Here is a 21,928-nt window from a genome sequence, read left to right as displayed (position 1 = left end):
GCGCTCGCGGCCTGCCGCCGCGCCGTCGCGTTTCCGCAGTGCCACCGCGTCCTCATGTATCAGCCCGCCCCTGGTGTCGTTTCATCGCCGTCTTCCCGCCACACCCGGCGGACCACGGGCCAGGTCCGCCGCGCCCTGCACAGCGGAAGAAGCTCCGCGCCTTCGCGTCACGTTCGGAGCCTCTCGCGACAGCACCCGAACGGATGAGGTGCCGAGGGGGCGGGCAGAGGGCAGTGAGTGCATGGGAAAGCCGCAGCGCGCCGCCTCGTCCACCGTGTCCGCCACGACCTGCCGACCGTAGTGGTGCAACCGTGCTCGCGCGGCTCGGGCCCCTCTACCGCTCAGTTCCTGAAGGCGACGGCTCCAGAACTCCAGGAGCGCCAGACGGGCATGGGTTCCCGTGAGCACGGACCCGACGGGGCGGGCGTCCTCCCTCCAGCCGACCTGTTGCAGGGTGCGGTCCTCGGGATCCGTGAGATCGGTCAGATCGGCGAGGGCCCCGAAAGCGATGTGCGCGGTCTCGTGCACCACCGTCTCGGCCGGCCGCACGGGGTCCGTGGTGAAGGAGACCGCGATCGCCCCGTAGGCCTCCCGTGCCGAGGAACTCACCCCCCGCCCGGTCCACGGTGGCCGCAGCGGCACCAGCGCCGTCCACAGGGCGGCGCAGGCGGCGGCACGTTCCGGGAGCAGGCGGGTCACCACGTCCCAGGCCGAGGCCACCGACAGCTGCCACGCGTGCAGTTCCCCAGATGTCTGGCGGGGCAGCACCGGATGGCCGTGCGCGTCCCGGTAGGGGTCGGTGTCCTCCAGGATCACCGACAACGGCGGTGCGTCACCCGGAGGCCCGGCGATCATGTGCCGCGGTGCGAGCCGTGTCGTGGGCGGCCGGTCCGTCCCGCTCGCCCAGGGCCGGCGACCACCCGCCCGGGTCCAGGACGTCACCCCGCAGGCAGGCCTCCCGCACGCCCCCGGCCAGCCGGACGCCGCCCCACGTGGGCAGCCAGACCAGGGAGCCGGGTGCCGGGAGGGCGAGGTGCGGGCGCAGTCCGGCTCGTAACGCGGCGGCGGCCGCCAGACCGGTCAGCCCGGCGCACTCAGGACTCGCGCGGACGGCGGGACGCGGGTCGTTCAGGTCCCGCAGGCAACGGCCCAGCCACACACCGACATGAGGATGGAGCAGTACGTCCTCGAAGGCCCGGACGTCCGCCTCACGGGCCCGGACGCACCACTCCCAGGCCGCCGCCCCCCAGGACTCCCAGAACTCCGGTGCGCTGCTCCGGGCCGTGTCCGCCACGCTCATCAGCATCAGCAGGCGCCGGGAGACCTGGCCGTCCCGCAGGACCCGTAAGGCGGTCGGGGACGGGTGGCAGCCCGCCAGGCTCGCGAAGTCCTCGACGGTCATCCGCAGGGTCGCCGGGGCCGTCACGACGCGTTCCCCAGCTGGATGGTGTCGGCCACGACACGGTCCCGGATCCGGGTGGTGAGCACGCGCAGGTCAGCGCAGTACACGCTGGCGTTGGCGAAGCCGGTGCGCGGGTGGAAGCGGTGGGCGCGCAGTCCGCCGCCGCACAGGCGCACGACCTCACAACCGCGGCAGACGTCGGCGAGCGCCGCCAGGCCCCCGCGGCGGGCATCGGCCACTACCGGGTGCCGCGCGGCGGCGTCGAAGTCGTCGGCGAAGATGTCGAGCCCGGTGGCCGCACCGCCGTCCCTGGTGGCCTTCAGCGAGTCGGACAACTCGATCGTCCCGTCGCTCTCCACCACGAGGAAGTCCGTGTCGGCCAGTCCCGTGCTCTCCGAACGCACGGCACCGCCGAGTGCGAGGTCCATGAGGTCCTCGAACAGGCGGATCCCGGTCTCCTGACGCGGTGCCGTGTACCACCTTTCGAACACTTCCAGGAGCCAGTTCGCGTACGGTGTGCGATTCGGGTCGTGGCCGGGCGGCGGGTGTTCCCAGGTGGCGTGCGGCAGCAGGAAGTTGATGGCCGGCGGCTCGTGCGCGAGCAGGGACTCGAAGACGCGGAGCGGCGGATTGGCGAGGTCGACGGTGCACAGCAGGCCGGCGAACAGGGCCTTGTTCTCGGGCCTCCGCAAGAGTTCCAATCCCCTCTGGACGGAGGCGTGGCTGCCTCGCCCGTTCCTGCCGCGCCTGTGACGGTCGTTGGCCTCGCGACCGCCGTCAAGACTGACGCCCACCGACACCCCGTGTCGGCGGAACAGGTCCATCCATAGGGGATTCAGAAGTGTCGCATTGCTCTGCACGGAGAGTACACACTCGGCGGTGCCGTGCAGCTCCCGCTTCAGGACTTCTAGAAGATGTTCGATTCGGGACAGGCCTGCGAGTAAGGGTTCGCCCCCGTGCAGGGTCACCCGAACCCGAGGCAGGGCGTGACGCCTGGCGTGCTCGGCGATGCGGCGGGCCAGTTGGTCCGCGGTCCCGGTCGCCATGACGGACGGTTTGCGCCGCCAGGTGTGATCAAGGGCCTCGTAGACGTAGCAGTAGTCGCACGCCAGATTGCACGGTTGGGCAACCTTGACTATCCACTCGACGAAGGGGTTCGCATCACGCACGTGTCACCTCCTGCCACGCGGTCCCCCGCTGTCTGCGAACCCGTCAGAGTGCCGACTGGAACATGGACACGTCCACCGCGCGATGCTGCAGAGTGTCCCGGCGAACCCTTCGTATGGACAGGCCCAGAGCGTTCATTGGCAGCTCGTCCAGATCTACGTTCGCGGAACCGCTGAGGTTCACCACGTCAAAGTCGATCTCCACGTCAGTCGCTGACGTCTCCATAAACCCCCCGTGCTCCTCGCCCCGCGGACCTCGGCCGTTGTCCAGAACCCCGCGGATGTCAACCTGCGTCGGGCCGCAACCGGGCGCACGGGGCGCCGAGTTGCGGTAGAGGTGGCACTGTTCGGTTCTCGTCTTCAGGGAAGCACACCGATCAACCAAGGGCCAGCACGCAGGGGCCCGTCGGCTCGGGAGCGGCTCGATCTCGTCGGCACTGGCCTCAAGTCCTCTCGGGCGACGCGGTGTTGGCACCTGTACAACTCCAAGTCACCATGAGTCTTCCCCTTCATGACGAGGTGACCCATGACGGCGGCCACACCTGGGCAAAACGTTCCAGCGCCGCGAACGACGATAGGAAACAGCGACCTGCCACCGTTGTTCCGCTCCAACGACGAGTGGGCGCTGAACCGGCAGAGCGAGGCATTCCGGGCCACCATGGCCGAGTTGGCACTCCTGCTCGTGGCGACGGTCTGCGCCACTCTGGCCGACCACTTCAACAGCCATGTCCTCACAGGCCTGTCGGCCCTGCTGTACGGGCTCACCGTGGTCACCGGCGTGGTCATCCAGCGGCGCCGGGCACGCGCCCACTGGCAGGCGCACCGCGATGCCGCCGAGACCGTCAAGTCGCTGGCGTGGCAGTACATGGTGCACGGCGGTCCGTTCGACCCGGGAGTGCCTGACCCGGACGGGCTGTTCAACCAGCAACTGGAGGAACGGCTACGCGCGTTGCGCCGCATCGGCTGGCAGGAGCCCGCCCACGGCCCCGGCGCGGCACCGGACACGAACACGGCCCCGGTGCCGGCCCGCAACACCCTGTGGGATCCGGCCAGTCGTCACGAGCCCGACGATCCGCGCCACCCGCAGATCACCCGCGCCATGCGCGCGGTGCGCGACAAGCCGTTCGCCGTCAGGAAGGACATCTACCTGCGCGACCGGGTCCTGGACCAGCTCGGCTGGTACGGCGGCCGGGCCGTCCAGGCCCGCCGCTCCGCCGCCGTCTGGTCCTCACTGACCGCGCTGCTGACCCTGCTGGCCCTGGTCGCCGCGGTGGCCAGGAGCGCGGGCATCGCCAGCGGCTGGGACCTCAGCGGCCTGCTCGCCGCCTCGGCCGCGACCGGCGTCGCCTGGCTGGAGACACGACGCCACCACCCGCTGTCGTACGCCCACGCACTGGTGCGGGAGGGACTGGAGACCCAGCGGGCCGTCCTGACCAGAAGCGTGCCCGAGGAACTGTGGCCCCAGGCCGTGGCCGACACCGAACACCTGATGCTGCCGCAACACACCGACTGGCTGGCGCGGTTCGGGGGGTGACACCTCGGGTCGGGGTTCCTGACGGGGTTCCCCCTCGCCTCCCTCCGGGCAGGTATGGCTGTCCCCACCTCCGCCTCGCCCCCTGGACCCATGTCCGGCAACTGCCCCGCCTTCTACGGTGATCGGCATGCGTACTCTCTGGCAGGCCCTGGCGAGGCCCGGTTTCCTGTGGTCGGTGTGGCCCTGGCGGGCTGTGCTGTACCTCGGGAGCGGGGCGGTGGCCGGGGTCGTCGTGCTGGTGCTGATGCTGGCCGGGGTGGTCGGCGGGAGTGCGCTGGCCGTCGTGCTCGTGGGGATACCGCTGCTCGTGCTCACCGCGCTCGCCGGGATTCCCGTCGCCGTGGCCGAGCGGTACCGGCTGCGGATCGTCGACCGGGAGCCGGTGCCGGGGCCGCATCGGGTGCCGGTCGAGCCGGGGTTGCGCCGGTGGCTGGCAACACGGCTGCGGGAGCAGGCGACTTGGCGGGAGCTGGCTTACACGCTGCTGTTCGCGGTGGTGCTGTGGCCGCTCGACGCGTTCGCGGTCGTCCTCGGGCTCGGCGCCCCGCTGGCCATGCTGGGGACGCCCGCGCTGATGGGCGACGGCGAGGTGAAGGTGCTCAAGCTGTGGACGGTCACCACCTGGCCGTCCGCCGCCGGCGTCGCCCTGCTCGGGCTTGTGCTGCTGGCGCCCGGGCTCTACGCCCTCGGGGGCGTGGCCGGGGCGCGGGCCGAGCTGACACGGCTTCTGCTGGCGCCCGGGGAACGGGACTTGGGGCGGCGGGTCGTCGAACTTGCCCGGTCCCGTGGGCGGTTGGTGGACGCCTTCGAGGCCGAGCGGCGGCGGATCGAGCGCGACCTGCACGACGGGGCCCAGCAGCGGCTCGTCGCCCTCACCGTGACGCTCGGCCTGGCCCGGCTGGACGCCCCGCCCGGCCCCCTCGCCGACCAACTCGCCAAGGCCCATGACGAGGCCGGGCAGGCACTCGCCGAACTGCGCGAGCTGATCCACGGCATCCACCCCCAAGTGCTGGTGGACTACGGCCTCGAAGCCGCCGTCGCCGACGCCGCCGACCGGTGTGCCGTACCGGTGGATCTCGAACTGGAGCTGGCCGGGCGGCTTCCGTCGGCCGTCGAGGCCACCGCCTACTTCGTCGTCTGCGAGGCCCTCGCCAACGTCGACAGGCACAGCGGGGCCGCGCGGGCCGGGGTGCGGGGCGAACACCGGGACGGGCGGCTGGTGTTGGAGGTGCGCGACGACGGGTGCGGGGGTGCGGACGCCGGGCGGGGGAGCGGGCTGACCGGGCTCGGGGACCGGTTGTCAGTGCTGGATGGGAGACTTTCGGTGTCTAGCCCGGTGGGGGGTCCGACGGTGCTGCGGGTGGACATTCCGTGCGGTGCGGAGGGGGAGCGGGGGGATTGATGGACCGGTGGCCGGAGGGGGAGTCGGCGTTGCGCGTCGTGCTGGCCGAGGACAGTGTGCTGCTGCGGGACGGGATCGTCGCGCTGCTCACCCGGTTCGGGCACGAGGTGGTGGCCGCGGTCGGGGACGCGGACGCGCTGGTGGCCGCCGTCGCAGAGCACGCGCCCGACATCGTGGTGACGGACGTGCGGATGCCGCCGGGCTTCCAGGACGAGGGGCTGCACGCGGCGGTGCGGCTGCGGGCGGAGCGGCCCGGGCTGCCGGTGCTGGTGCTCAGCCAGTACGTGCAGCGGGCGTACGCGGCCGAGCTCCTCGACTCCGGTGACGGCACCGGCGTCGGCTATCTCCTCAAGGACCGGGTCGGCCAGGTCGAGGAGTTCGTGGACGCGCTGCGCGAGGTCGCGGCCGGGGGCACGGTCGTAGACCCGGAAGTCGTACGGCAGTTGCTGCGCCGGCGCCGTGATCCGCTGGCCCGGCTGACCCCGCGCGAGCGGGAGGTGCTGGGGCTGGTCGCGCAGGGGAGGTCCAACGGCGCGATAGCCCGCGAGCTGGTGGTCACCGAGGCCGCCGTCGGCAAGCACATAGGCAGCATCCTCGCCAAGCTGGACCTGCCGCCCGCGGACGACGTGCACCGCAGGGTGCTGGCCGTGCTCGCCTACCTGAGGAGCTGAAGCGCGCCCACGGTCACAGGGCCTTCGCGAAGCACCGGCTGTCGTTGTGGAAGCGGTAGTAGCCGAACTTCACGCAGGGCTCGTAGCCGCTGGACGTGTAGAGGGCGATGGCCTCCGGCTGCTTGGTGCCCGTCTCCAGGACCATGCGGGTGCGGCCGGCGGTGCGGGCGTTCTCCTCCAGGGCGGCCAGCATGCGGCGGGCGAGGCCCAGGCCGCGTGCCTGCTCGATCACGTACATCCGCTTGAGTTCGGCGTCGCCGTCCTCGTTGCCCTCGCCGTTCGCGTCCTGGGCGCGCCAGCCGCCGGTGGCGACGGGATCGTCGTGCTCGTCGTACGCGATCAGGTACAAGCCGTTCGGCGGTTCGAAGTCGGACGGGTCCAGGGTCGTGGCGTCTCCGCCGTCGCCGTAGCGGGCGTGGTACTCCTCCTGGACCTGGTCGCTCAGCTTGACGGCGTCGGGGTGGTCGAACGGGACGGGTCGTATATTCATGCCAAGTATCGTACTTCTATGCGCAGGGAGGATCTGGACTCCGTCCAGTGTGCCGGTATCGTGCCGGAGTGCTCACTGTGACCTCTGCCAATGTGAACGGACTGCGGGCCGCCGCGAAGAAGGGCTTCGTGGAGTGGCTCGCCGGGACCTCCGCCGATGTGCTCTGCCTCCAGGAGGTGCGAGCCGAGCCGCAGCAGCTGCCGGAGCACGTCCGGGCCCCCGAGGGCTGGCACGTCGTGCACGCCCCGGCCGCCGCCAAGGGGCGCGCGGGCGTCTCCCTCTACACCCGCCGCGAGCCGGACCGCGTCCAGGTCGGCTTCGGGTCGGCCGAGTTCGACGGGAGCGGCCGGTACGTCGAGGCCGACCTCCCCGGGGTCACGGTCGCCAGCCTCTACCTGCCCTCCGGCGAGGTCGGCACCGAGCGGCAGGACGAGAAGATCCGCTTCATGGGCGAGTTCCTCGTGTACCTGAAGGGGCTGCGCGAGCGGGCCGCCGCCGACGGGCGCGAGGTCGTCGTCTGCGGCGACTGGAACATCGCCCACCAGCCGGCCGACCTCAAGAACTGGCGCGCCAACCAGAAGAACTCCGGGTTCCTGCCGGAGGAGCGCGAGTGGCTGAGCAGCGTCTTCGACGCGGAGGACGGGGCGTACGTCGATGTCGTACGGGCCCTGCATCCGGACGTGGAGGGGCCGTACTCCTGGTGGTCGTACCGGGGGCGGGCCTTCGACAACGACAGCGGATGGCGCATCGACTATCACGTCTCGACGCCCGGCCTCGCCGCCAAGGCCGTCAAGGGGCACGTCGAGCGGGCGGCCACGCATGAACAGCGCTGGTCGGACCACGCGCCGGTGACGGTGGTCTACGACCTCTGAGGCTCCGGGCCGCCGCCTTGTTGCAGTCGGCGGTCCATCGCCATCGACAGTTCCGCCTCCACGACGCTCTTCGCCAGCGGTCGTAGGCGTTGCAGGTCCTCCGCCGTGCGGCCCTGTGCCAGCACCATGGCCGTGAAGAGTTCGGCGAGGGCGTCGGTGTGCTCGCGGACGCGGCGGCCCGCGTTGAGGACGTCGGCGAGGGGGATGCCCTCGCGGACCAGCGCGGCCGTGACGTCGAGGAGGCGGCGGCTGATGTGGACGATCTCACCGCCGTCGGTGCCCAGGTAGCCGAGTTCGAGCGACGCGGCGAAGTTCTCCGGGGTGGCCTGGTCGCCGAAGTAGTCGGCGAGGGCCTCCGGGGTGAGCCGGACCGGGGTCTCCTCGGTGGGCGCGCCCAGGCCCAGCAGCTCGCCCACGTTGCGGCCGTGGTCGAAGGCCTCGGCGAGTTCCGCGATGCCGTTGAGGGTGTGGCCGCGCTCCAGCAGCGCCGAGATCGTGCGCAGGCGGGCCAGGTGCGTCTCGTCGTACCAGGCGATACGGCCCTCCCGGCGCGGCGGGTGGATGAGTTTGCGCTCACGGTAGAAGCGCAGGGTGCGCACCGTGATGCCGGCCTCCGCGGCCAACTCCTCCATGCGGTACTCGCGCTTCTCCGCTTGTTCCGCCCGTTCTGCCTTCTCCGCCACGCCCGCACCCTACGTCGTACCCTCAGTAACTTTCCTCGTACCGCCCCCTACCCATGAGTACGGAGCTGCCTTACGCTCCGATTGCGCCAGTGTTCACTGGCGTGGTCGCATGGTCGTATGGAAGGGCACGGGATGACCGAACACGAGCATGTGCGGGTGGCGGTGATCGGGTCCGGGTTCGGCGGGCTGGGGGCCGCGGTGCGGCTGCGGCGCGAGGGCGTCACCGACTTCGTCGTCCTGGAGCGCGCCGACAGCGTGGGCGGGACCTGGCGGGACAACAGCTATCCCGGCTGCGCCTGCGACGTACCGTCCCATCTGTACTCGTTCTCCTTCGCGCCGAACGCCGACTGGCCGCGCACCTTCTCCGGGCAGGACCACATCCGCGCCTACCTGGAGCACGTCACGGACGTCTTCCGGCTCCGGCCCCACATCCGCTTCAACTCCGAGGTCAAGATGATGACTTGGGACGCGGAGCGGCTGTGCTGGGACATCGAGACCAGCAACGGTTCGTACTCCGCGGACCTCGTCGTCTCCGCCACCGGACCGCTGTCCGACCCCAAGGTCCCGGACGTCCCGGGGCTCGACTCCTTCCCCGGCAAGGTCTTCCACTCCGCCCGCTGGGACCACGACTACGACCTGCGCGGCAAGCGCGTCGCCATGGTCGGCACCGGCGCCTCCGCGATCCAGATCGTGCCGTCGATCCAGCCCGAGGTGGAGCGCCTCACCCTCTTCCAGCGCACCCCGCCCTGGGTCATGCCCCGCGTCGACCGTCCCATCAGCGACGCCGAACGCGCCGTGCACCGCGCGCTGCCCTTCACTACCCGGGCCCGCCGCGGACTCCTGTGGGGCATAAGGGAGTTGCAGACCCAGGCGTTCACCAAACGGCCGGGCGAACTGGTTCTGGTGGAGCAGTTGGCGAAGCGGAACATGGCCCGCGCCATCAAGGACCCGGCCCTGCGCGCCAGACTCACCCCGGACTACCGCATCGGCTGCAAGCGCGTCCTGCTCTCCAGCACCTACTATCCCGCCCTCGCCCAGCCCAACGTCGACGTCGTGGCGAGCGGGCTGAGCGAGGTCCGCGGTTCGACCGTCGTCGCCGCCGACGGCACCACGGCCGAGGTCGACGCGATCGTCTTCGGCACGGGCTTCCACGTCACGGACATGCCGATCGCCGAACGGGTCGTCGGCGCGGACGGGCGGACGCTCGCCGAGGCGTGGCAGGGCGGAATGCAGGCGCTGCGCGGCTCCTCCGCGGCCGGCTTCCCGAACTGGATGACCATCATCGGGCCCAACACCGGCCTCGGGACGTCCTCCATGATCCTCATGATCGAGTCCCAGCTGAACTATCTCGCCGACTACATGCGGCAGTTGGACGTACTGGGCGGCCGAGTCGCCCTCGACGCCCGGCCCGGCGCCGTGACCGCGTGGAACCGGCGCGTGCAGGAACGTATGAAGCGGACCGTGTGGAACACCGGCGGCTGCACCAGCTGGTATCTCGACGCCGCCGGGCGCAACACCACCATCTGGCCCGGTACGACGGCCGAGTTCCGCAAGGTCACCCGACGCGTGGATCTCTCGGAGTACGAGGTGGTGAGGGCTTCGGTCGGCAAGAAGACGGAGCAGGCGGAGCAGGCGGAGGTGGCGAGCGCGTGAGCCGTCTGATGCACGTCTCGTCCGGGCCCTACGCCCCGCCCGTCGCCGCCCGCGAACTGACCGTCGCCTCGGCCGACGGCTCCCGGCTGCACGTCGAGGTGCACGGACCCGACGCCGCGCCCGCCGTCGTCCTCGCGCACGGCTGGTCCTGCTCCACGGCCTTCTGGGCCGCGCAGATACGGGACCTGTCCGTCGACCACCGCGTCATCGCCTACGACCAGCGGGGGCACGGGCGCAGTCCGGCGGCCGTCGCGCACAGTACCGACGCGCTCGCCGACGACCTCGAAGCCGTACTGGAGGAGACGCTCGCGCCCGGGGAGAAGGCCGTGATCGCGGGGCACTCCATGGGCGGGATGACCGTGTTCGCGGCTGCCGGACGGGCGCGGTTCCGGGAGCACGCGGTGGCCGTCCTGCTGTGCAGTACGGGCAGTTCGCGGCTGGTCGCCGAATCGCTCGTGGTGCCGTTGCGGGCCGGGCGGACGCGGACCTGGCTGACCCGGAAGGTCCTCGGCACCCGGGCGCCGCTCGGACCGGTCACACCGGCCGCTCGGCGGATCCTCAAGTACGGGACGATGGGCCCCGGTTCGGCACCGCACATGGTCGAGGCGTGCGCGCGGATCGTGCACGCGTGTCCGCGGACGGTGCGGTACGCGTGGTCGCGGGTTCTCGACACGCTCGATCTCGACGGCGGCGTACGGGAGTTGGCGGTGCCGACGGCCGTCGTCGTCGGTACGGCGGACCGGATGACGCCACCGGTGCACGCGCGGGCGCTGGTCGCCGCGCTGCCGAACTGCATTGGAATCACCGAACTTCCCGGGCTCGGCCATATGACACCCGTCGAGGCGCCGGAGCTGGTCAGCACGAAGGTCCGTGAACTGGCCGCCACCTATGTGGAGTTCGGCCCGATCGATCAGGTCAAGGAGGGCGCATGAGCAGCAGGGCGAGCCTGGAGGGTCAGGTCGCGGTCGTGACCGGGGCCGCGCGGGGTGTCGGCGAGTTGCTCGCCCGCAAGCTCTCCGCGCGCGGTGCGAAAGTGGCGTTGGTCGGGCTGGAGCCGGACGCGCTCAAGCAGGTCTCCGAGCGGCTGCACACCGACAGCGACCACTGGTACGCCGACGTGACGGACCACGAGGCGATGGCGCGGGTCGCGGCCGAGGTCAAGGAGCGGTTCGGGAAGGTCGACATCGTCGTCGCCAACGCGGGCGTCGCGAACGGCGGGCCCTTTCTGGACTCCGACCCGGTCGCGTGGCGGCGGGTGATCGAGGTCAATCTGATCGGGTCCGCGGTGACCGCGCGGGCGTTTCTGCCGGTGCTGATGGAGAGCCGGGGGTATCTGCTGCAGATCGCCTCGCTGGCCGCGATCACGCCCGCGCCGATGATGACCGCGTACTGCGCGTCCAAGTCGGGCGTTGAGGCGTACGCGCACAGTCTGCGGGCCGAGGTCGGCTACAAGGGTGTGCGGGTCGGCGTCGGGTATCTGTCGTGGACCGACACGGACATGGTGCGCGGGGCCGATCAGGACGCGGTCATGCGGGAGTTGCGGGAGCGGTTGCCCTGGCCGGCCAACAAGACGTATCCGCTGGGGCCGGCCGTGGACCGGATCGTCGCCGGGATCGAGCGGCGGTCGAGTCATGTGTACGGGCAGTGGTGGCTGCGGGGGATGCAGGGCGTGCGCGGGTATCTGCCGGGGGTCATCGGGTCGGTGGGGCAGCGGGAGATGCGGCGGTTCGGGTCTCGGTTGGAGGGGATGCGATCTGGGCTTGTCGGTGCAGGTGGGGCGGCGGATGAGCAGGCTCGCGCTACGGACCGTAACTGATCGAAATGCGAGCTTTGTTCTGGCGTGTGAATCTGGTCGAGGCCCGGCAAAGGGCCGATCCCCTCACCCGCTACGGGAGTGAACCCACATGGGTATGAAGGACCAGTTCCAGGACAAGGCGAAGGACCTCGCGGACAAGGCCAAGGACAAGATGGGCCAGGGTCAGGATGAGGCGTCCGAGCGGGGCGCTCAGCGGGACGAGGCGTCTGAGCGCGTGCAGCGTGAACAGGACGGGATGGACCAGGACTACGACGTTTAGTCGCAGCCTGTTTGCGTGGGGCGCCCTGTGTTTTGGGGCGCCCTACGTTTCGTTGTTGGGTGCGGGGCCGGTGGGGGCTGGGCGCGCAGTTCCCCGCGCCCCTAGGGGAACTGCCCCTCTGTCTCTCAAGAACGGGGCGGGAGTTTGGGTCTTGAGCGGTCCGGGACGTCGTTGTAGTTCGGCGGGGTTGCCGCCGGGTGGATGGTCAGTAGGTCCAGGGCCAGTTTGATGGCGTCGTCCAACTGCGCATGTCTCCCCTCTGCCCAGTCCAGAGGGGTGCGCAGGATCTCCAAGTCCGGGGTCACGCCCCTGTTTTCCACTGACCAGCCGTATGCGTCGAACCAGGCCGCGTTCATCGGGACCGTGATCACCGTGCCGTCGCCCAGTTGGTGGCGGCCGGTCATGCCGACCACTCCGCCCCAGGTGCGTTGGCCCACCACCGGGCCGAGTTTGAGGAGTTTGAAGGCGGCCGTGATCATGTCGCCGTCCGACGAAGTCGCCTCGTCTGCCAACGCGACTACCGGACCCCTTGGGGCGTTTGACGCGTACGACACCGGTTGGGCGTTGCGGGTCAGGTCCCAGCCGAGGATCGTGCGGGTGAGTTTCTCGACGACCAGCTCGCTGATGTGCCCGCCCGCGTTGCCCCGTACGTCCACGATGAGGGCGGGGCGGGACACCTCCAGGCGCAGGTCGCGGTTGAACTGGGCCCAGCCGGAGCCGCCCATGTCGGGGATGTGGAGGTAGCCGCAGTGGCCGCCGCTCAACTCCCGTACCACCGCCCGGCGTTTGGCCACCCAGTCCTGGTAGCGGAGGGGGCGTTCGTCGATGAGGGGGACGACGGCGACGCGGCGGGCCCTGCCTTCGCCCTCCGTCGGGGTGAATGTCAGCTCCACTGTTGTGCCGCCTGCGCCTGCCAACAGGGGGTAAGGGCCTGTCAGTTCGTCCACCGGGCGGCCGTCGACGTGGGTCAGGATCGCGCCCTCGCGGATGCCCGTGCCGGCCAGCGGGGAGCGGGCCTTGGAGTCGGAGGACTCGCCGGGGAGGATGCGGGTGACTGTCCAACCTCCTTCCCTGTGAACGAAGTTGGCGCCCAGCAGGCCCTGGCGGCGCTGGTAGTGGGGCGGGCCCTCGTTGCGGCGGGACGCGGTGACATAGGCGTGGGACGTGCCCAACTCGCCCAGTACCTCGCGTAGCAGGTCCGCGAAGTCGTCGGGGGACGCCACCCGTTCGACCAGCGGGCGGTACTGGTCGAGGACCGCGGTCCAGTCGATGCCGCACATCTGCGGATCCCAGTAGTACGCGCGGATCAGGCGGCCCGCCTCCTCGTACGACTGGCGCCACTCGGCGGGCGGGTCGACCTCGTGGAGGATGCGGCGGAGGTCGATCCAGACCGTCGAGTCGCTGTCGCCGGACTCCGTCGAAGGGACCGCGCGCAGTTCGTCCTCGTCGACCACGACCAGCCGGGTGCCGTCTCCGCTCACCGCGAACCAGTCCAGGTGGTCCACGAGTTCGGACTTCTTCGCCTTGCTGATGTTGAAGTATTCGAGGGTCGGCCGGCCGCTCGTGTCGTCCGGGTTGGCGAAGGTCTCGCCCAGCGCGCCCGAGATCGGCCAGCGCAGCCAGACCAGGCCGCCGCCCGAAACCGGGTACAGCGCCGAGTACTTGGAGGCCGAGACCGGGAACGGGGTCACCCTGCTCTCCAGGCCCTCCACCTCCACCGTCACCGCGCCGTCCGCGCCCTCGTCCTCCGCCGGGTCCAGGCCTCCGGCGGCCGGGCGGCCCTCGGGGTTCAACGCGAAGGGGGAGGGGGTCGCGGAGGAGAGGGGGACGAGGTAGGGGCGGCAGCCGAGCGGGAAGGACAGGTCGCCGGTGTGGACGTCGTACACCGGGTCGAAGCCGCGCCAGGAGAGGAAGGCGAGATAGCGGCCGTCCCTCGTGAAGACCGGATTCTCGTCCTCGAAGCGGCCGTTGGTGACGTCGACGATCAGACGGTCCTTTATGCGGGCCATCTTGATCTGGCGGAGGCTGCGGCCGATGCCCGGGTGGGACCAGGTCAGCCAGGTGCCGTCGGGGGAGAAGGCGAGGTCGCGGACGGGCCCGTTGATCGAGCAGATCAGCTCGGTCACCTCGCCTCCCCCAGACTCCGTCCGGGAGGTGCCCCCAGAGTCCTCCGTCGCGTCCAGCAGGAGTAGTCGTCCGTCGTGGGCCGCGATGGCGAGGCGCTCGCCGGCCGTGTCCGAGACCAGTTCCAGGACGCGGCCCACCTCGCCGGAGGCGAGTCGGCGGGGCTCGCGGTCGCCGGTGGCGCGGGGCAGGTAGGCGATCTCGATCGCGTCCTCGCCGTCCGCGTCCGTGACGTAGGCGACCTGTCCGCCGGAGCCGAGCATCTCCGGGAGGCGGACCCGTACGCCCGGGGTGTCCGTGATGGTGCGGGCGGGGCCGTCGCGGTGGGTCAGCCAGTACAGGCTGCCGCGGACGACTACGGCGCTCGCCCGGCCCGTCTCGTCGACCGAGATGCCGTCGACGTGCTGGGCGGCGGGTACTTGGTACGTACGGCGGCCCGCGCGCGGCCCGCTCAGGTGGACGTCGAGCTTGCGTGGGACCGAGGCCGCCGACAGGTCGTCGACGATCCACAGGTCACCGGCGCACTGGTACACGACCCGGGTGCCGTCGCTGGCCGCGTGCCGGGCGTAGAAGGCGTCGTGGTCGGTGTGGCGGCGCAGGTCGGAGCCGTCGTAGGAACAGGAGTAGAGGTTGCCGATGCCCTCGTGGTCGGAGAGGAAGGCGATGCGGCCGTCGACGAACATCGGGGAGTGCAGGTGGCCTTCGAGGTCGGCGAGCAGACGGCGGCCGTGCAGCCAGAGGCGGCCCATCGCGCCGCCGCGGTAGCGCTTCCAGGCGGCCGGTTCGTGCGGCGGGGTGCCGGTCAGGAGGAGGGTCTGGCGTTCGCCGTCGACGTCGGCGAGCTGGATGTCGGAGACCGGGCCCCAGGGGAGCCGGCCGCCGGGGTCGCCGTCGGTGGGGACCTTGTGGGCCCAGGTGAAGTACGAGAACGGCTCGCCGTGCGAGGCCACGGCGAGGATGTCGCCCTCAGGGGTCCAGCCGCAGACCTGGGTGTCGGCGCTGCCCCAGTACGTCAGCCGGCGCCCGGGACCGCCCTCGACCGGCGCGATATGGATCTCCGGGACCAGGCTCCGCCAGCTCGTGTACGCGATGTGGCGGCCGTCGGGCGAGAAGCGGGGGTGGCCGACCTTGGTGCGGTCGACGGTGAGCCGCCAGGCGCGGCCCCTGCCGTCGAGAGGGGACAGCCAGAGGTCGTCCTCGGCCACGAAGCTCAGGAGGTCGCCACTGAGGTGCGGCAGGCGCAGATAGCTCACGTCCCTATGCTTTTCCGGGGGATGGACCGGAGCAACTTATGAAAAATCTCCGGCGGTGACTCAGCACACGTACGAAACGGTTTCGTTTCTTTGGTGAGTGCGCTACATTCATGACGTACGAAGCAGGTACGAAACCGTGTCGTTCGGAATCGGAGAGGTGAGTGGCATGACTGAGGTCGCAACGGCGCGTCGCAGTCGCATCACACCCGAGCGTGAGGCCGAGCTGTACGCGGCCGTGCTCGACCTGCTCCGGGAAGTCGGCTACGACGCCCTCACCATGGACGCCGTGGCGGCCCGCACCAAGTCCAGCAAGGCGACCCTCTACCGCCAGTGGGGCGGCAAGGCCGAGCTGGTGGCCAAAGCGGTGCGGCACAACAAGCCCGGCGCCTCGGCCGCCGCCGTCAACACCGGTTCGCTCAGGGGCGACTTCCACGCCCTCACGATGCGGTCGGACGACTGCGAGATGGAGCAGAACTCCGCGCTCATGCGGGGCCTGGCCATGGCGATGCACGGCAGCCCGGACCTCCTCAAGGCGTTCCGGGAACACCTCGTCGAACCCGAGATGGCGGAGTTCCAGACGGTGCTCCAGCGGGCGATCGACCGGGGTGAGATCCGTGCCGACAACCCGGCGATCGAGTACATCGTGCACATGATGATCGGCGGGTTCGCCGCCCGCACCATGATCGACGAGCAGCCGCCCACCCAGGCCTTCCTGCTGTCGTACATCGACGCCGTGGTGCTCCCCGCACTGGGCGCACCGGTACCCACCACCTGAACAACCCACAGCACGCCCACCTGACGTAACCGCTCACGTCGTCGGGCAGATCAGCCGTGTCCCCAACCGGTCGATCACCCCTGCCCCGAAGAACCCCACGACCTGACCGGGAGTACGCCCTCGTGGCCACGTTCCTCTACAAAGTAGGCCGGCTCGCCTTCAGGCGACGGCACTACGTCGCCCTCCTGTGGATCGCACTGCTGACACTCGCCGGAGTCGGCGCGGCCAGCGCGCCCGCAGCTGGCGCCTCCTCCTTCTCCGTACCGGGAACCGAGGCCCAGAAGGCCTTCGACCTGCTGGAACAGCGCTTCCCCGGGATGAGCGCCGACGGCGCCACCGCCCGGGTCGTCTTCAAGGCCCCGGCCGGCGAGAAGCTCGACACCGGCGCCAACAGGGCCACCGTCGAGAAGACCGTCAAGGACCTAGGCGACGGCTCCGAGGTCGTCTCGGTCGCCGACCCCTTCAAGGGCAAGGCCGTCAGCAAGGACGGCACAATCGCCTACGCGTCCGTGAAGTACAAGGTCTCCGGCATGGAGCTGAAGGACGCGTCGAAGGACGCCCTCAAGGAGACCGCGCAGCAGGCTCGGGCTTCCGGACTGACCGTGGAGGTCGGCGGTGACGCGCTCACCGCGACCCCCGAGACGGGCTCGACGGAGATCATCGGCATAGCGATAGCCGCCGTGGTCCTCGTCATCACCTTCGGTTCGCTGCTGGCGGCCGGATTCCCGCTGCTCACCGCCCTGATCGGGGTAGGCATCGGCGTCTCGACGATCACGGCCCTGGCCAGCGCCCTCGACCTGGGCACCACCACCTCCACCCTCGCGATGATGATCGGCCTCGCGGTCGGCATCGACTACGCCCTGTTCATCGTCTCCCGCTACCGGGCCGAACTGGCCGAGGGCCGCGAACGCGAGGACGCGGCCGGACGGGCCGTCGGCACGGCCGGCTCGGCGGTCGTGTTCGCGGGCCTGACGGTGGTCATCGCGCTCGTCGGCCTGGCCGTCGTCAACATCCCGATGCTGACGAAGATGGGTGTCGCAGCGGCGGGCACGGTCGCCATCGCGGTCCTCATCGCGCTGACCCTGATCCCGGCCCTCCTCGGCTACGGCGGCAAGAAGATCAAGCCCACCGGCCAGAAGAGCAAGCTCCTGGGTGGCGGACGTGCGGCCTCGGCCGAGAAGGCGTCCCGCCCGAACATGGGCACCCGCTGGGCGAGCTTCGTCGTACGACGCCCCCTGGCCGTCCTCCTCCTCGGCGTGATCGGACTCGGCGCGGCGGCGATCCCCGCGGCCTCGCTCGAACTGGGCCTGCCCGACGACGGTTCGCAGCCCACCTCCACCACCCAGCGCAGGGCCTACGACCTCCTGTCCGACGGCTTCGGCGCCGGCTTCAACGGCCCGCTGATGGTCGTCGTGGACGCGAAGGACAGCAAGACCCCGAAGGCCGACGTCACCACGGTCACCGACAAGATCAAGGCCCTCAAGGACGTCAGCACGGTCACCCCGGCGACGTTCAACAAGGACGGCGACACCGCGACGATCACCGTCGTCCCGGACTCCAAGCCGTCGTCCGTCACGACCGAGGACCTCGTCCACGGCATCCGTGACGCGGGCACCCGGATCAAGACGGACACCGACTCGACCGTCCTGGTCACCGGCACCACCGCGATGAACATCGACGTCTCGCAGAAACTGAACGACGCCCTGATCCCGTACCTGATCCTGGTAGTGGGCCTGGCGTTCCTGCTCCTGATCGTGGTCTTCCGCTCGATCCTGGTCCCGCTGAAGGCGGCCCTGGGCTTCCTCCTGTCCGTCATGGCGGCGCTCGGCGCGGTCGTCGCGGTCTTCCAGTGGGGCTGGCTGTCGGGCCTGATGGGCGTCGAGGAAACCGGCCCCGTCATGTCGATGATGCCGATCTTCATGGTCGGCGTCGTCTTCGGACTGGCCATGGACTACGAGGTGTTCCTCGTGACCCGCATACGCGAGGCCCACGTCCACGGCGAGAAGCCGAGCCAGGCGATCGTCACGGGCTTCAAGCACAGCGCCCGGGTCGTGACCGCGGCGGCCGTCATCATGATCGCCGTGTTCTCCGGCTTCATCAGCTCCAGCGAATCCATGATCAAGATGATCGGCTTCGGCCTCGCCATCGCCGTCTTCTTCGACGCGTTCGTCGTCCGCATGGCGATCGTCCCGGCGGTGCTCGCCCTGCTGGGCAAGCGGGCGTGGTGGCTGCCGAAGTGGCTGAACCGGATACTGCCGAACGTGGACGTCGAGGGCGAGGGCCTGCGCAAGCTGGACTCCAAGGACACCGACCCCGACGAGGACCGCGAGCTGGTACGCGCCTGACCCCTGGTCACGGCATCAGTGGACCCCGGCCCGATCTCTCGGCGCCGGGGTCCACCCCTCACCCGGTGTGAAGCCCCCGGAAACGACCGCGTCGTACCCCTCGAAGGCGACGAAGGAGGGCGCTTCGCCCAGCCGCTCGGGCAGATAACGCAGGAACGGCACCGAGGCACCGTCGACCCCCAACAATGCGCCCCATTCGGCGAACTCCGGCTGCCCGGCCGGAGCACCGACCACAACCTCCCCGAGCCGCCGATCCCGCCGATCCCGCCGAACGGACCGAACGGACCGAACGGACCGAACGAGCGACACCGCCGGCTCTGGATGCCCACCAGCAGAAGCAGCACTGTCGCACGACGATCGACAAGCTCCTCACACGGCCGCGGGAGTGAGCGCGTGCATGTCGAACTCGACGACGGAACCGCCGCGAGGGACAAGGCAGTGCCGCTGAACGCGCACCCCGGACGCCCAATAGCCACTCGGATCGGCCGCTACGGCGATCCGACGGGGATGTGACATCTCCCGTCCATCGATCCCCGGACTTGCTCACCCGCGTCTCGACCGGTCGATAACCTCCCGGGGTATGACCACTCTGTCCGAACGTCCCCACACTGCTCTGCTGTTGATCGACGTGCAGGTCGGCGTCGTCGCCGATGCGTACGCGCGTGACGCGATCGTCGCCAACATCGCCGGGCTCGTCGACAGGGCACGCGAGGAAGGCGTGCCGGTCGTCTGGGTCCAGCACTTCGACGAGAACGTGCCGCAGGGGAGCGAGGCCTGGCAGTACGTCCCGGAGCTGACCCGCCGCGATCCGGAACCCCTCGTACCCAAGAGCTACCCCGACTCCTTCGAGGACACGACCTTGGAACAGGTACTGGCCGAAGCCCGGGTCGGACGCCTGGTGGTGGCCGGCGCATCCACCGACGCCTGCATCCGGTCCACGATGCACGGCGCCTTCGTACGCGGCTACGACGTGACACTCGTCAGCGACGGCCACACCACGTCGGACTTGAGCCGGTGGGGTGCGCCGCCGCCGGAGCAGGTCATCGCCCACACGAACCTGTACTGGAAGTACCACGAGGCGCCGGGGCGTACGGCTGCTGTCGCCCAGGCAAAAGAAGTGACGTTCGGAAACTGATCCCGAGTTGTGAAGTGGCTGTTGGGCCACTCGCTTCTTGGTCAGTGTCGGGCTTCCGCGGCCCGAGCAAAGGGCGCTCCCTGCGGTCGCGTCGGCTGCGCCGATTCCGCTGCGCTCCACCCTTGACTCGGTCCGCTCCAGCCCGTTTGAGAAGCGAGCGAGCGGCCCGGAGGAACGGGTGGCCGAGCCATGAACTCCCTTGCCTGTACTGCGTTCTTGGCCGGGGTGGAGGGACGCGTCAGCGTCTCGCCGGCACGCCGCCTCGGCTCAGCGGCCAACCGCGAGTGGGTGAGTGCGTGAGCGCGTGCGTGCGTGGGTGGGGGTGCTGGAAGGTGTGTGGGTCAGACTAACCCCATGACTGGTTAGAAATTACCCCACACCGCAGAGAGTGGTGGGTGCGGAAATGTGCTGCCCGACGCGCTCGCCCCACCGGCCGCCAGTCGCCACCGGCCGCCGGCGGCCGTCGGTGACCGGCCCGGAGGCTCCATCTATCCATCCTCCATCCCGCTTGTTGCGGGTGTCCCCACTCGCCGTTGGCCGCTGAGCCGGCCCGGCGTGCTGGCGAGGCGCGGGCGCGCTCCCGAACACCGGCCCGCAAGGCAGTGCAGGCAAGGGAGTTCATGGCTGGGCCACCCATCCCTCGGGGCCGCCCGCTCGCTTCTCAAACGGGATTGTGTGAGGCGAGTCAAGGGTGGAGCGCAGCGGAATCGGCGTAGCCGACGCGACCGCAGGGAGCGCCCTTTACTCGGCTCACTCAATCCCGACACTGGCAAAGAAGCGGGCGGTCCGACGGTCAGAACTCAGTCGCAGGCCCCGTACACCCACCGCTACCGTGCCCCCATGGCCATGAACAACACCGAAGACGAAAACTCCGGCGCCAACCCTCGATTCGCCGAGGCGCTAAGGGAGTTGGGGCTTGCGGACCTGCTCGGTCGTATTCGGCGGTTTCCGGATGCCACCCGTACCGCCGCCGAGGCCGCCGCCGCGATCGGGTGCGAGTTGAGTGAGATCTGTAAGTCCCTGATCTTCGCGGCGGACGGGGTTCCGGTGCTGGTGCTGATGGATGGGGCGTCCCGGGTGGATCTTGAGCTTGTTCGGCGGGAGCTCGGCGTCGAGAAGGTGACGCGGGCCAAGGCGGACGTCGTACGGGAGACGACCGGGTATGCCATCGGAGGCGTGCCGCCCTTCGGGCACCGTACGAAGACACGGGTGTTGGCTGATCGGTCGTTGCTCGCGCATGACGTGGTGTGGGCTGCCGCCGGTAATCCGCATGCCGTGTTTCCCATGGAGCCCAAGGAACTTGTCGCGCACGCCGGTGCCACTCTGGTGGATGTGCGCGAGCAGATCTCGTGACTCCGCAGGTCGCTGCCGCCGTCCTGCTCGCCGCCGTTACTCATGCTTGTTGGAACGCCCTTGCCCACCGCATCACGGACAAGCTGGTTGGGTTCACGCTCATTGCGGGCGGCGGGGTGGTCATCGGGCTGGCCATGGTGCCGTTCGCGGCCTTTCCGGCGGCTGCGGCGTGGCCGTATCTCGGTGCTTCCGCCGTCATCCATCTTGCGTACTACCTCCTGCTGATGAAGTCGTTCCGGCTCGGTGACTTCGGGCAGGCGTATCCCATCGCCCGCGGCACCGCACCGCTCGTCGTCACCGTCCTTGCCGCGGTCTTCGCGCACGAGGTTCCCGACGGGTGGGCCGCCGCGGGCATCGCGCTGTCGTGTGCGGGGCTGACCGGCGTCGCCCTGTGGGGGCTGCGCGGGAGTCGGCCCAACTGGGCTGCGATCGGGGCCGCGTTGGCGACGGGGCTGTCGATCGCGGCGTACACGGTGGTCGACGGACTCGGTGTCCGCGCCTCGGGGTCCTCGCTCGGGTACATCGCCTGGCTGATGGTCGTCGAGGGGTGGACGATCCCCGCGTACGCGCTGTATGTCCGTCGCGGTGAACTCCTGCCCGCGCTACGGCCGTTCGCCGCGGTGGGTCTCCTGGGCGCGGCCCTGTCCGTGACGGCGTACGGGCTCGTCCTGTGGGCCCAGACCCGCGCCGAACTCGCACCGATTGCCGCCCTGCGCGAGTCGTCAGTCAAGCCGTGTTCGTGCGGTAATAACTTCGCTAGTCAGAGGGCCGCCTGAGGCCATTCCGTACACCCCGACCTCGTCCCGCCAGGAGTCCTGGGCACGATCGAAGCCGGGGCGGGTGCATGTCGGTTGGCTGGATATGCGCGGTCGGGTGCGCGAATTGGGTGCGTCTTGGCTCGCTAGTGTCCTGAGTCGTTAGTTCGCTTGCGGTTGTAGGGTGGGTTGATGCCTGGCCCGAAGCCGTTGCCGCTGGAGTTGTCCGATCACGAACGC

20 protein-coding genes and 1 pseudogene are annotated in these 21,928 nt (G+C 70.1%); 13 read left to right on the top strand and 8 right to left on the bottom strand.

What is annotated here, in order from left to right; translation table 11 throughout:
* Nucleotides 1–81: 81 nt before the first annotated feature.
* The 4 genes from AB0I69_RS41925 to fxsA are packed head-to-tail and all read right to left on the bottom strand — an operon-like array spanning nt 82 to nt 2,794.
* The gene (locus AB0I69_RS41925) at nt 82–855 is read right to left on the bottom strand and encodes an HEXXH motif-containing putative peptide modification protein (protein ID WP_363101051.1); all 774 of its coding nucleotides are present in this window, start codon (nt 853–855) and stop codon (nt 82–84) included.
* Entirely contained in the window at nt 833–1,426 is a 594-nt protein-coding gene (locus AB0I69_RS41920; protein WP_363101050.1) for a hypothetical protein, read from the bottom strand. The genes AB0I69_RS41925 and AB0I69_RS41920 overlap by 23 nt, the downstream gene beginning before the upstream one ends.
* The gene (locus AB0I69_RS41915) at nt 1,423–2,571 is read right to left on the bottom strand and encodes an FxsB family cyclophane-forming radical SAM/SPASM peptide maturase (protein ID WP_363101049.1); all 1,149 of its coding nucleotides are present in this window, start codon (nt 2,569–2,571) and stop codon (nt 1,423–1,425) included. Before AB0I69_RS41915 ends, AB0I69_RS41920 begins: the two co-directional genes overlap by 4 nt.
* Nucleotides 2,572–2,614: 43 nt before the next feature.
* A complete protein-coding gene (gene fxsA, locus AB0I69_RS41910) occupies nt 2,615–2,794 on the bottom strand; it encodes an FxSxx-COOH cyclophane-containing RiPP peptide (protein WP_363101048.1) in 180 nt (59 codons plus the stop codon).
* Nucleotides 2,795–3,166: 372 nt separating this feature from the next.
* Between fxsA and AB0I69_RS41905 the strand changes: the two genes are divergently transcribed.
* The 3 genes from AB0I69_RS41905 (at nt 3,167) to AB0I69_RS41895 (ending at nt 6,175) form a co-directional block, all read left to right on the top strand.
* On the top strand, nt 3,167–4,102 hold the full coding sequence (locus tag AB0I69_RS41905) for a DUF4231 domain-containing protein (protein WP_363101047.1): 936 nt from the start codon (nt 3,167–3,169) through the stop codon (nt 4,100–4,102).
* Nucleotides 4,103–4,229: 127 nt separating this feature from the next.
* On the top strand, nt 4,230–5,504 hold the full coding sequence (locus AB0I69_RS41900) for a sensor domain-containing protein (RefSeq protein WP_363101046.1): 1,275 nt from the start codon (nt 4,230–4,232) through the stop codon (nt 5,502–5,504).
* Nucleotides 5,504–6,175: a response regulator transcription factor gene (locus tag AB0I69_RS41895; protein WP_363101045.1), complete on the top strand. Its 672-nt coding sequence runs from the start codon at nt 5,504–5,506 to the stop codon at nt 6,173–6,175. Before AB0I69_RS41900 ends, AB0I69_RS41895 begins: the two co-directional genes overlap by 1 nt.
* A 13-nt stretch (nt 6,176–6,188) precedes the next feature.
* On the opposite strand, the gene AB0I69_RS41890 is transcribed toward AB0I69_RS41895, so the two are convergent.
* Nucleotides 6,189–6,665: a GNAT family N-acetyltransferase gene (locus AB0I69_RS41890; RefSeq protein ID WP_363101044.1), complete on the bottom strand. Its 477-nt coding sequence runs from the start codon at nt 6,663–6,665 to the stop codon at nt 6,189–6,191.
* A gap of 68 nt (nt 6,666–6,733) precedes the next feature.
* Here AB0I69_RS41890 and AB0I69_RS41885 point away from each other — a divergent pair, with 68 nt between their 5' ends.
* Entirely contained in the window at nt 6,734–7,537 is an 804-nt protein-coding gene (locus AB0I69_RS41885) for an exodeoxyribonuclease III (protein ID WP_363101043.1), read from the top strand.
* Here the strand turns inward: AB0I69_RS41885 and AB0I69_RS41880 are convergent.
* Nucleotides 7,525–8,169: a MerR family transcriptional regulator gene (locus AB0I69_RS41880; protein WP_363101151.1), complete on the bottom strand. Its 645-nt coding sequence runs from the start codon at nt 8,167–8,169 to the stop codon at nt 7,525–7,527. The genes AB0I69_RS41885 and AB0I69_RS41880 overlap by 13 nt on opposite strands.
* 183 nt (nt 8,170–8,352) lie before the next feature.
* On the opposite strand from AB0I69_RS41880, the gene AB0I69_RS41875 reads away from it, so the two are divergent.
* From AB0I69_RS41875 to AB0I69_RS41860, 4 genes are all read left to right on the top strand, one after another.
* A complete protein-coding gene (locus AB0I69_RS41875) occupies nt 8,353–9,873 on the top strand; it encodes an NAD(P)/FAD-dependent oxidoreductase (protein WP_363101042.1) in 1,521 nt (506 codons plus the stop codon).
* Nucleotides 9,870–10,805 carry an alpha/beta hydrolase gene (locus tag AB0I69_RS41870; RefSeq protein WP_363101041.1) on the top strand — a complete coding sequence of 312 codons (936 nt, stop codon included), beginning with the start codon at nt 9,870–9,872 and terminating at the stop codon, nt 10,803–10,805. The genes AB0I69_RS41875 and AB0I69_RS41870 overlap by 4 nt, the downstream gene beginning before the upstream one ends.
* On the top strand, nt 10,802–11,689 hold the full coding sequence (locus AB0I69_RS41865; protein ID WP_363101040.1) for an SDR family oxidoreductase: 888 nt from the start codon (nt 10,802–10,804) through the stop codon (nt 11,687–11,689). Before AB0I69_RS41870 ends, AB0I69_RS41865 begins: the two co-directional genes overlap by 4 nt.
* An 88-nt stretch (nt 11,690–11,777) precedes the next feature.
* On the top strand, nt 11,778–11,948 hold the full coding sequence (locus tag AB0I69_RS41860) for a hypothetical protein (RefSeq protein WP_363101039.1): 171 nt from the start codon (nt 11,778–11,780) through the stop codon (nt 11,946–11,948).
* A gap of 125 nt (nt 11,949–12,073) precedes the next feature.
* On the opposite strand, the gene AB0I69_RS41855 is transcribed toward AB0I69_RS41860, so the two are convergent.
* A complete protein-coding gene (locus AB0I69_RS41855) occupies nt 12,074–15,325 on the bottom strand; it encodes a S41 family peptidase (protein WP_363101038.1) in 3,252 nt (1,083 codons plus the stop codon).
* Between the two features lie 166 nt (nt 15,326–15,491).
* Between AB0I69_RS41855 and AB0I69_RS41850 the strand changes: the two genes are divergently transcribed.
* On the top strand, nt 15,492–16,100 hold the full coding sequence (locus AB0I69_RS41850; protein WP_363101037.1) for a TetR/AcrR family transcriptional regulator: 609 nt from the start codon (nt 15,492–15,494) through the stop codon (nt 16,098–16,100).
* A 122-nt stretch (nt 16,101–16,222) separates the two neighbouring features.
* Nucleotides 16,223–18,445, top strand: a complete 2,223-nt coding sequence (locus AB0I69_RS41845) for an MMPL family transporter (protein WP_363101036.1) — start codon at nt 16,223–16,225, stop codon at nt 18,443–18,445.
* 84 nt (nt 18,446–18,529) lie between these two features.
* Here the strand turns inward: AB0I69_RS41845 and AB0I69_RS41840 are convergent.
* Nucleotides 18,530–18,949: pseudogene (locus tag AB0I69_RS41840) on the bottom strand (amino acid ABC transporter substrate-binding protein); the annotation flags it as partial.
* Between the two features lie 76 nt (nt 18,950–19,025).
* On the opposite strand from AB0I69_RS41840, the gene AB0I69_RS41835 reads away from it, so the two are divergent.
* From AB0I69_RS41835 to AB0I69_RS41825, 3 genes are all read left to right on the top strand, one after another.
* Complete coding sequence (locus tag AB0I69_RS41835; RefSeq protein WP_363101035.1) at nt 19,026–19,580, top strand: isochorismatase family protein; 555 nt, start codon at nt 19,026–19,028, stop codon at nt 19,578–19,580.
* Between the two features lie 846 nt (nt 19,581–20,426).
* Nucleotides 20,427–20,933: a YbaK/EbsC family protein gene (locus AB0I69_RS41830; protein WP_363101150.1), complete on the top strand. Its 507-nt coding sequence runs from the start codon at nt 20,427–20,429 to the stop codon at nt 20,931–20,933.
* Nucleotides 20,930–21,709 (top strand): DMT family transporter, encoded by a 780-nt coding sequence (locus AB0I69_RS41825; RefSeq protein WP_363101034.1) that lies wholly within the window; start codon nt 20,930–20,932, stop codon nt 21,707–21,709. Before AB0I69_RS41830 ends, AB0I69_RS41825 begins: the two co-directional genes overlap by 4 nt.
* The last annotated feature ends 219 nt before the right edge of the window (nt 21,710–21,928 follow it).

This window comes from Streptomyces sp. NPDC050508 (genome assembly GCF_040655155.1).
Lineage (GTDB): Bacteria > Actinomycetota > Actinomycetes > Streptomycetales > Streptomycetaceae > Streptomyces.
This window is presented reverse-complemented; position numbering and strand designations above follow the sequence as displayed.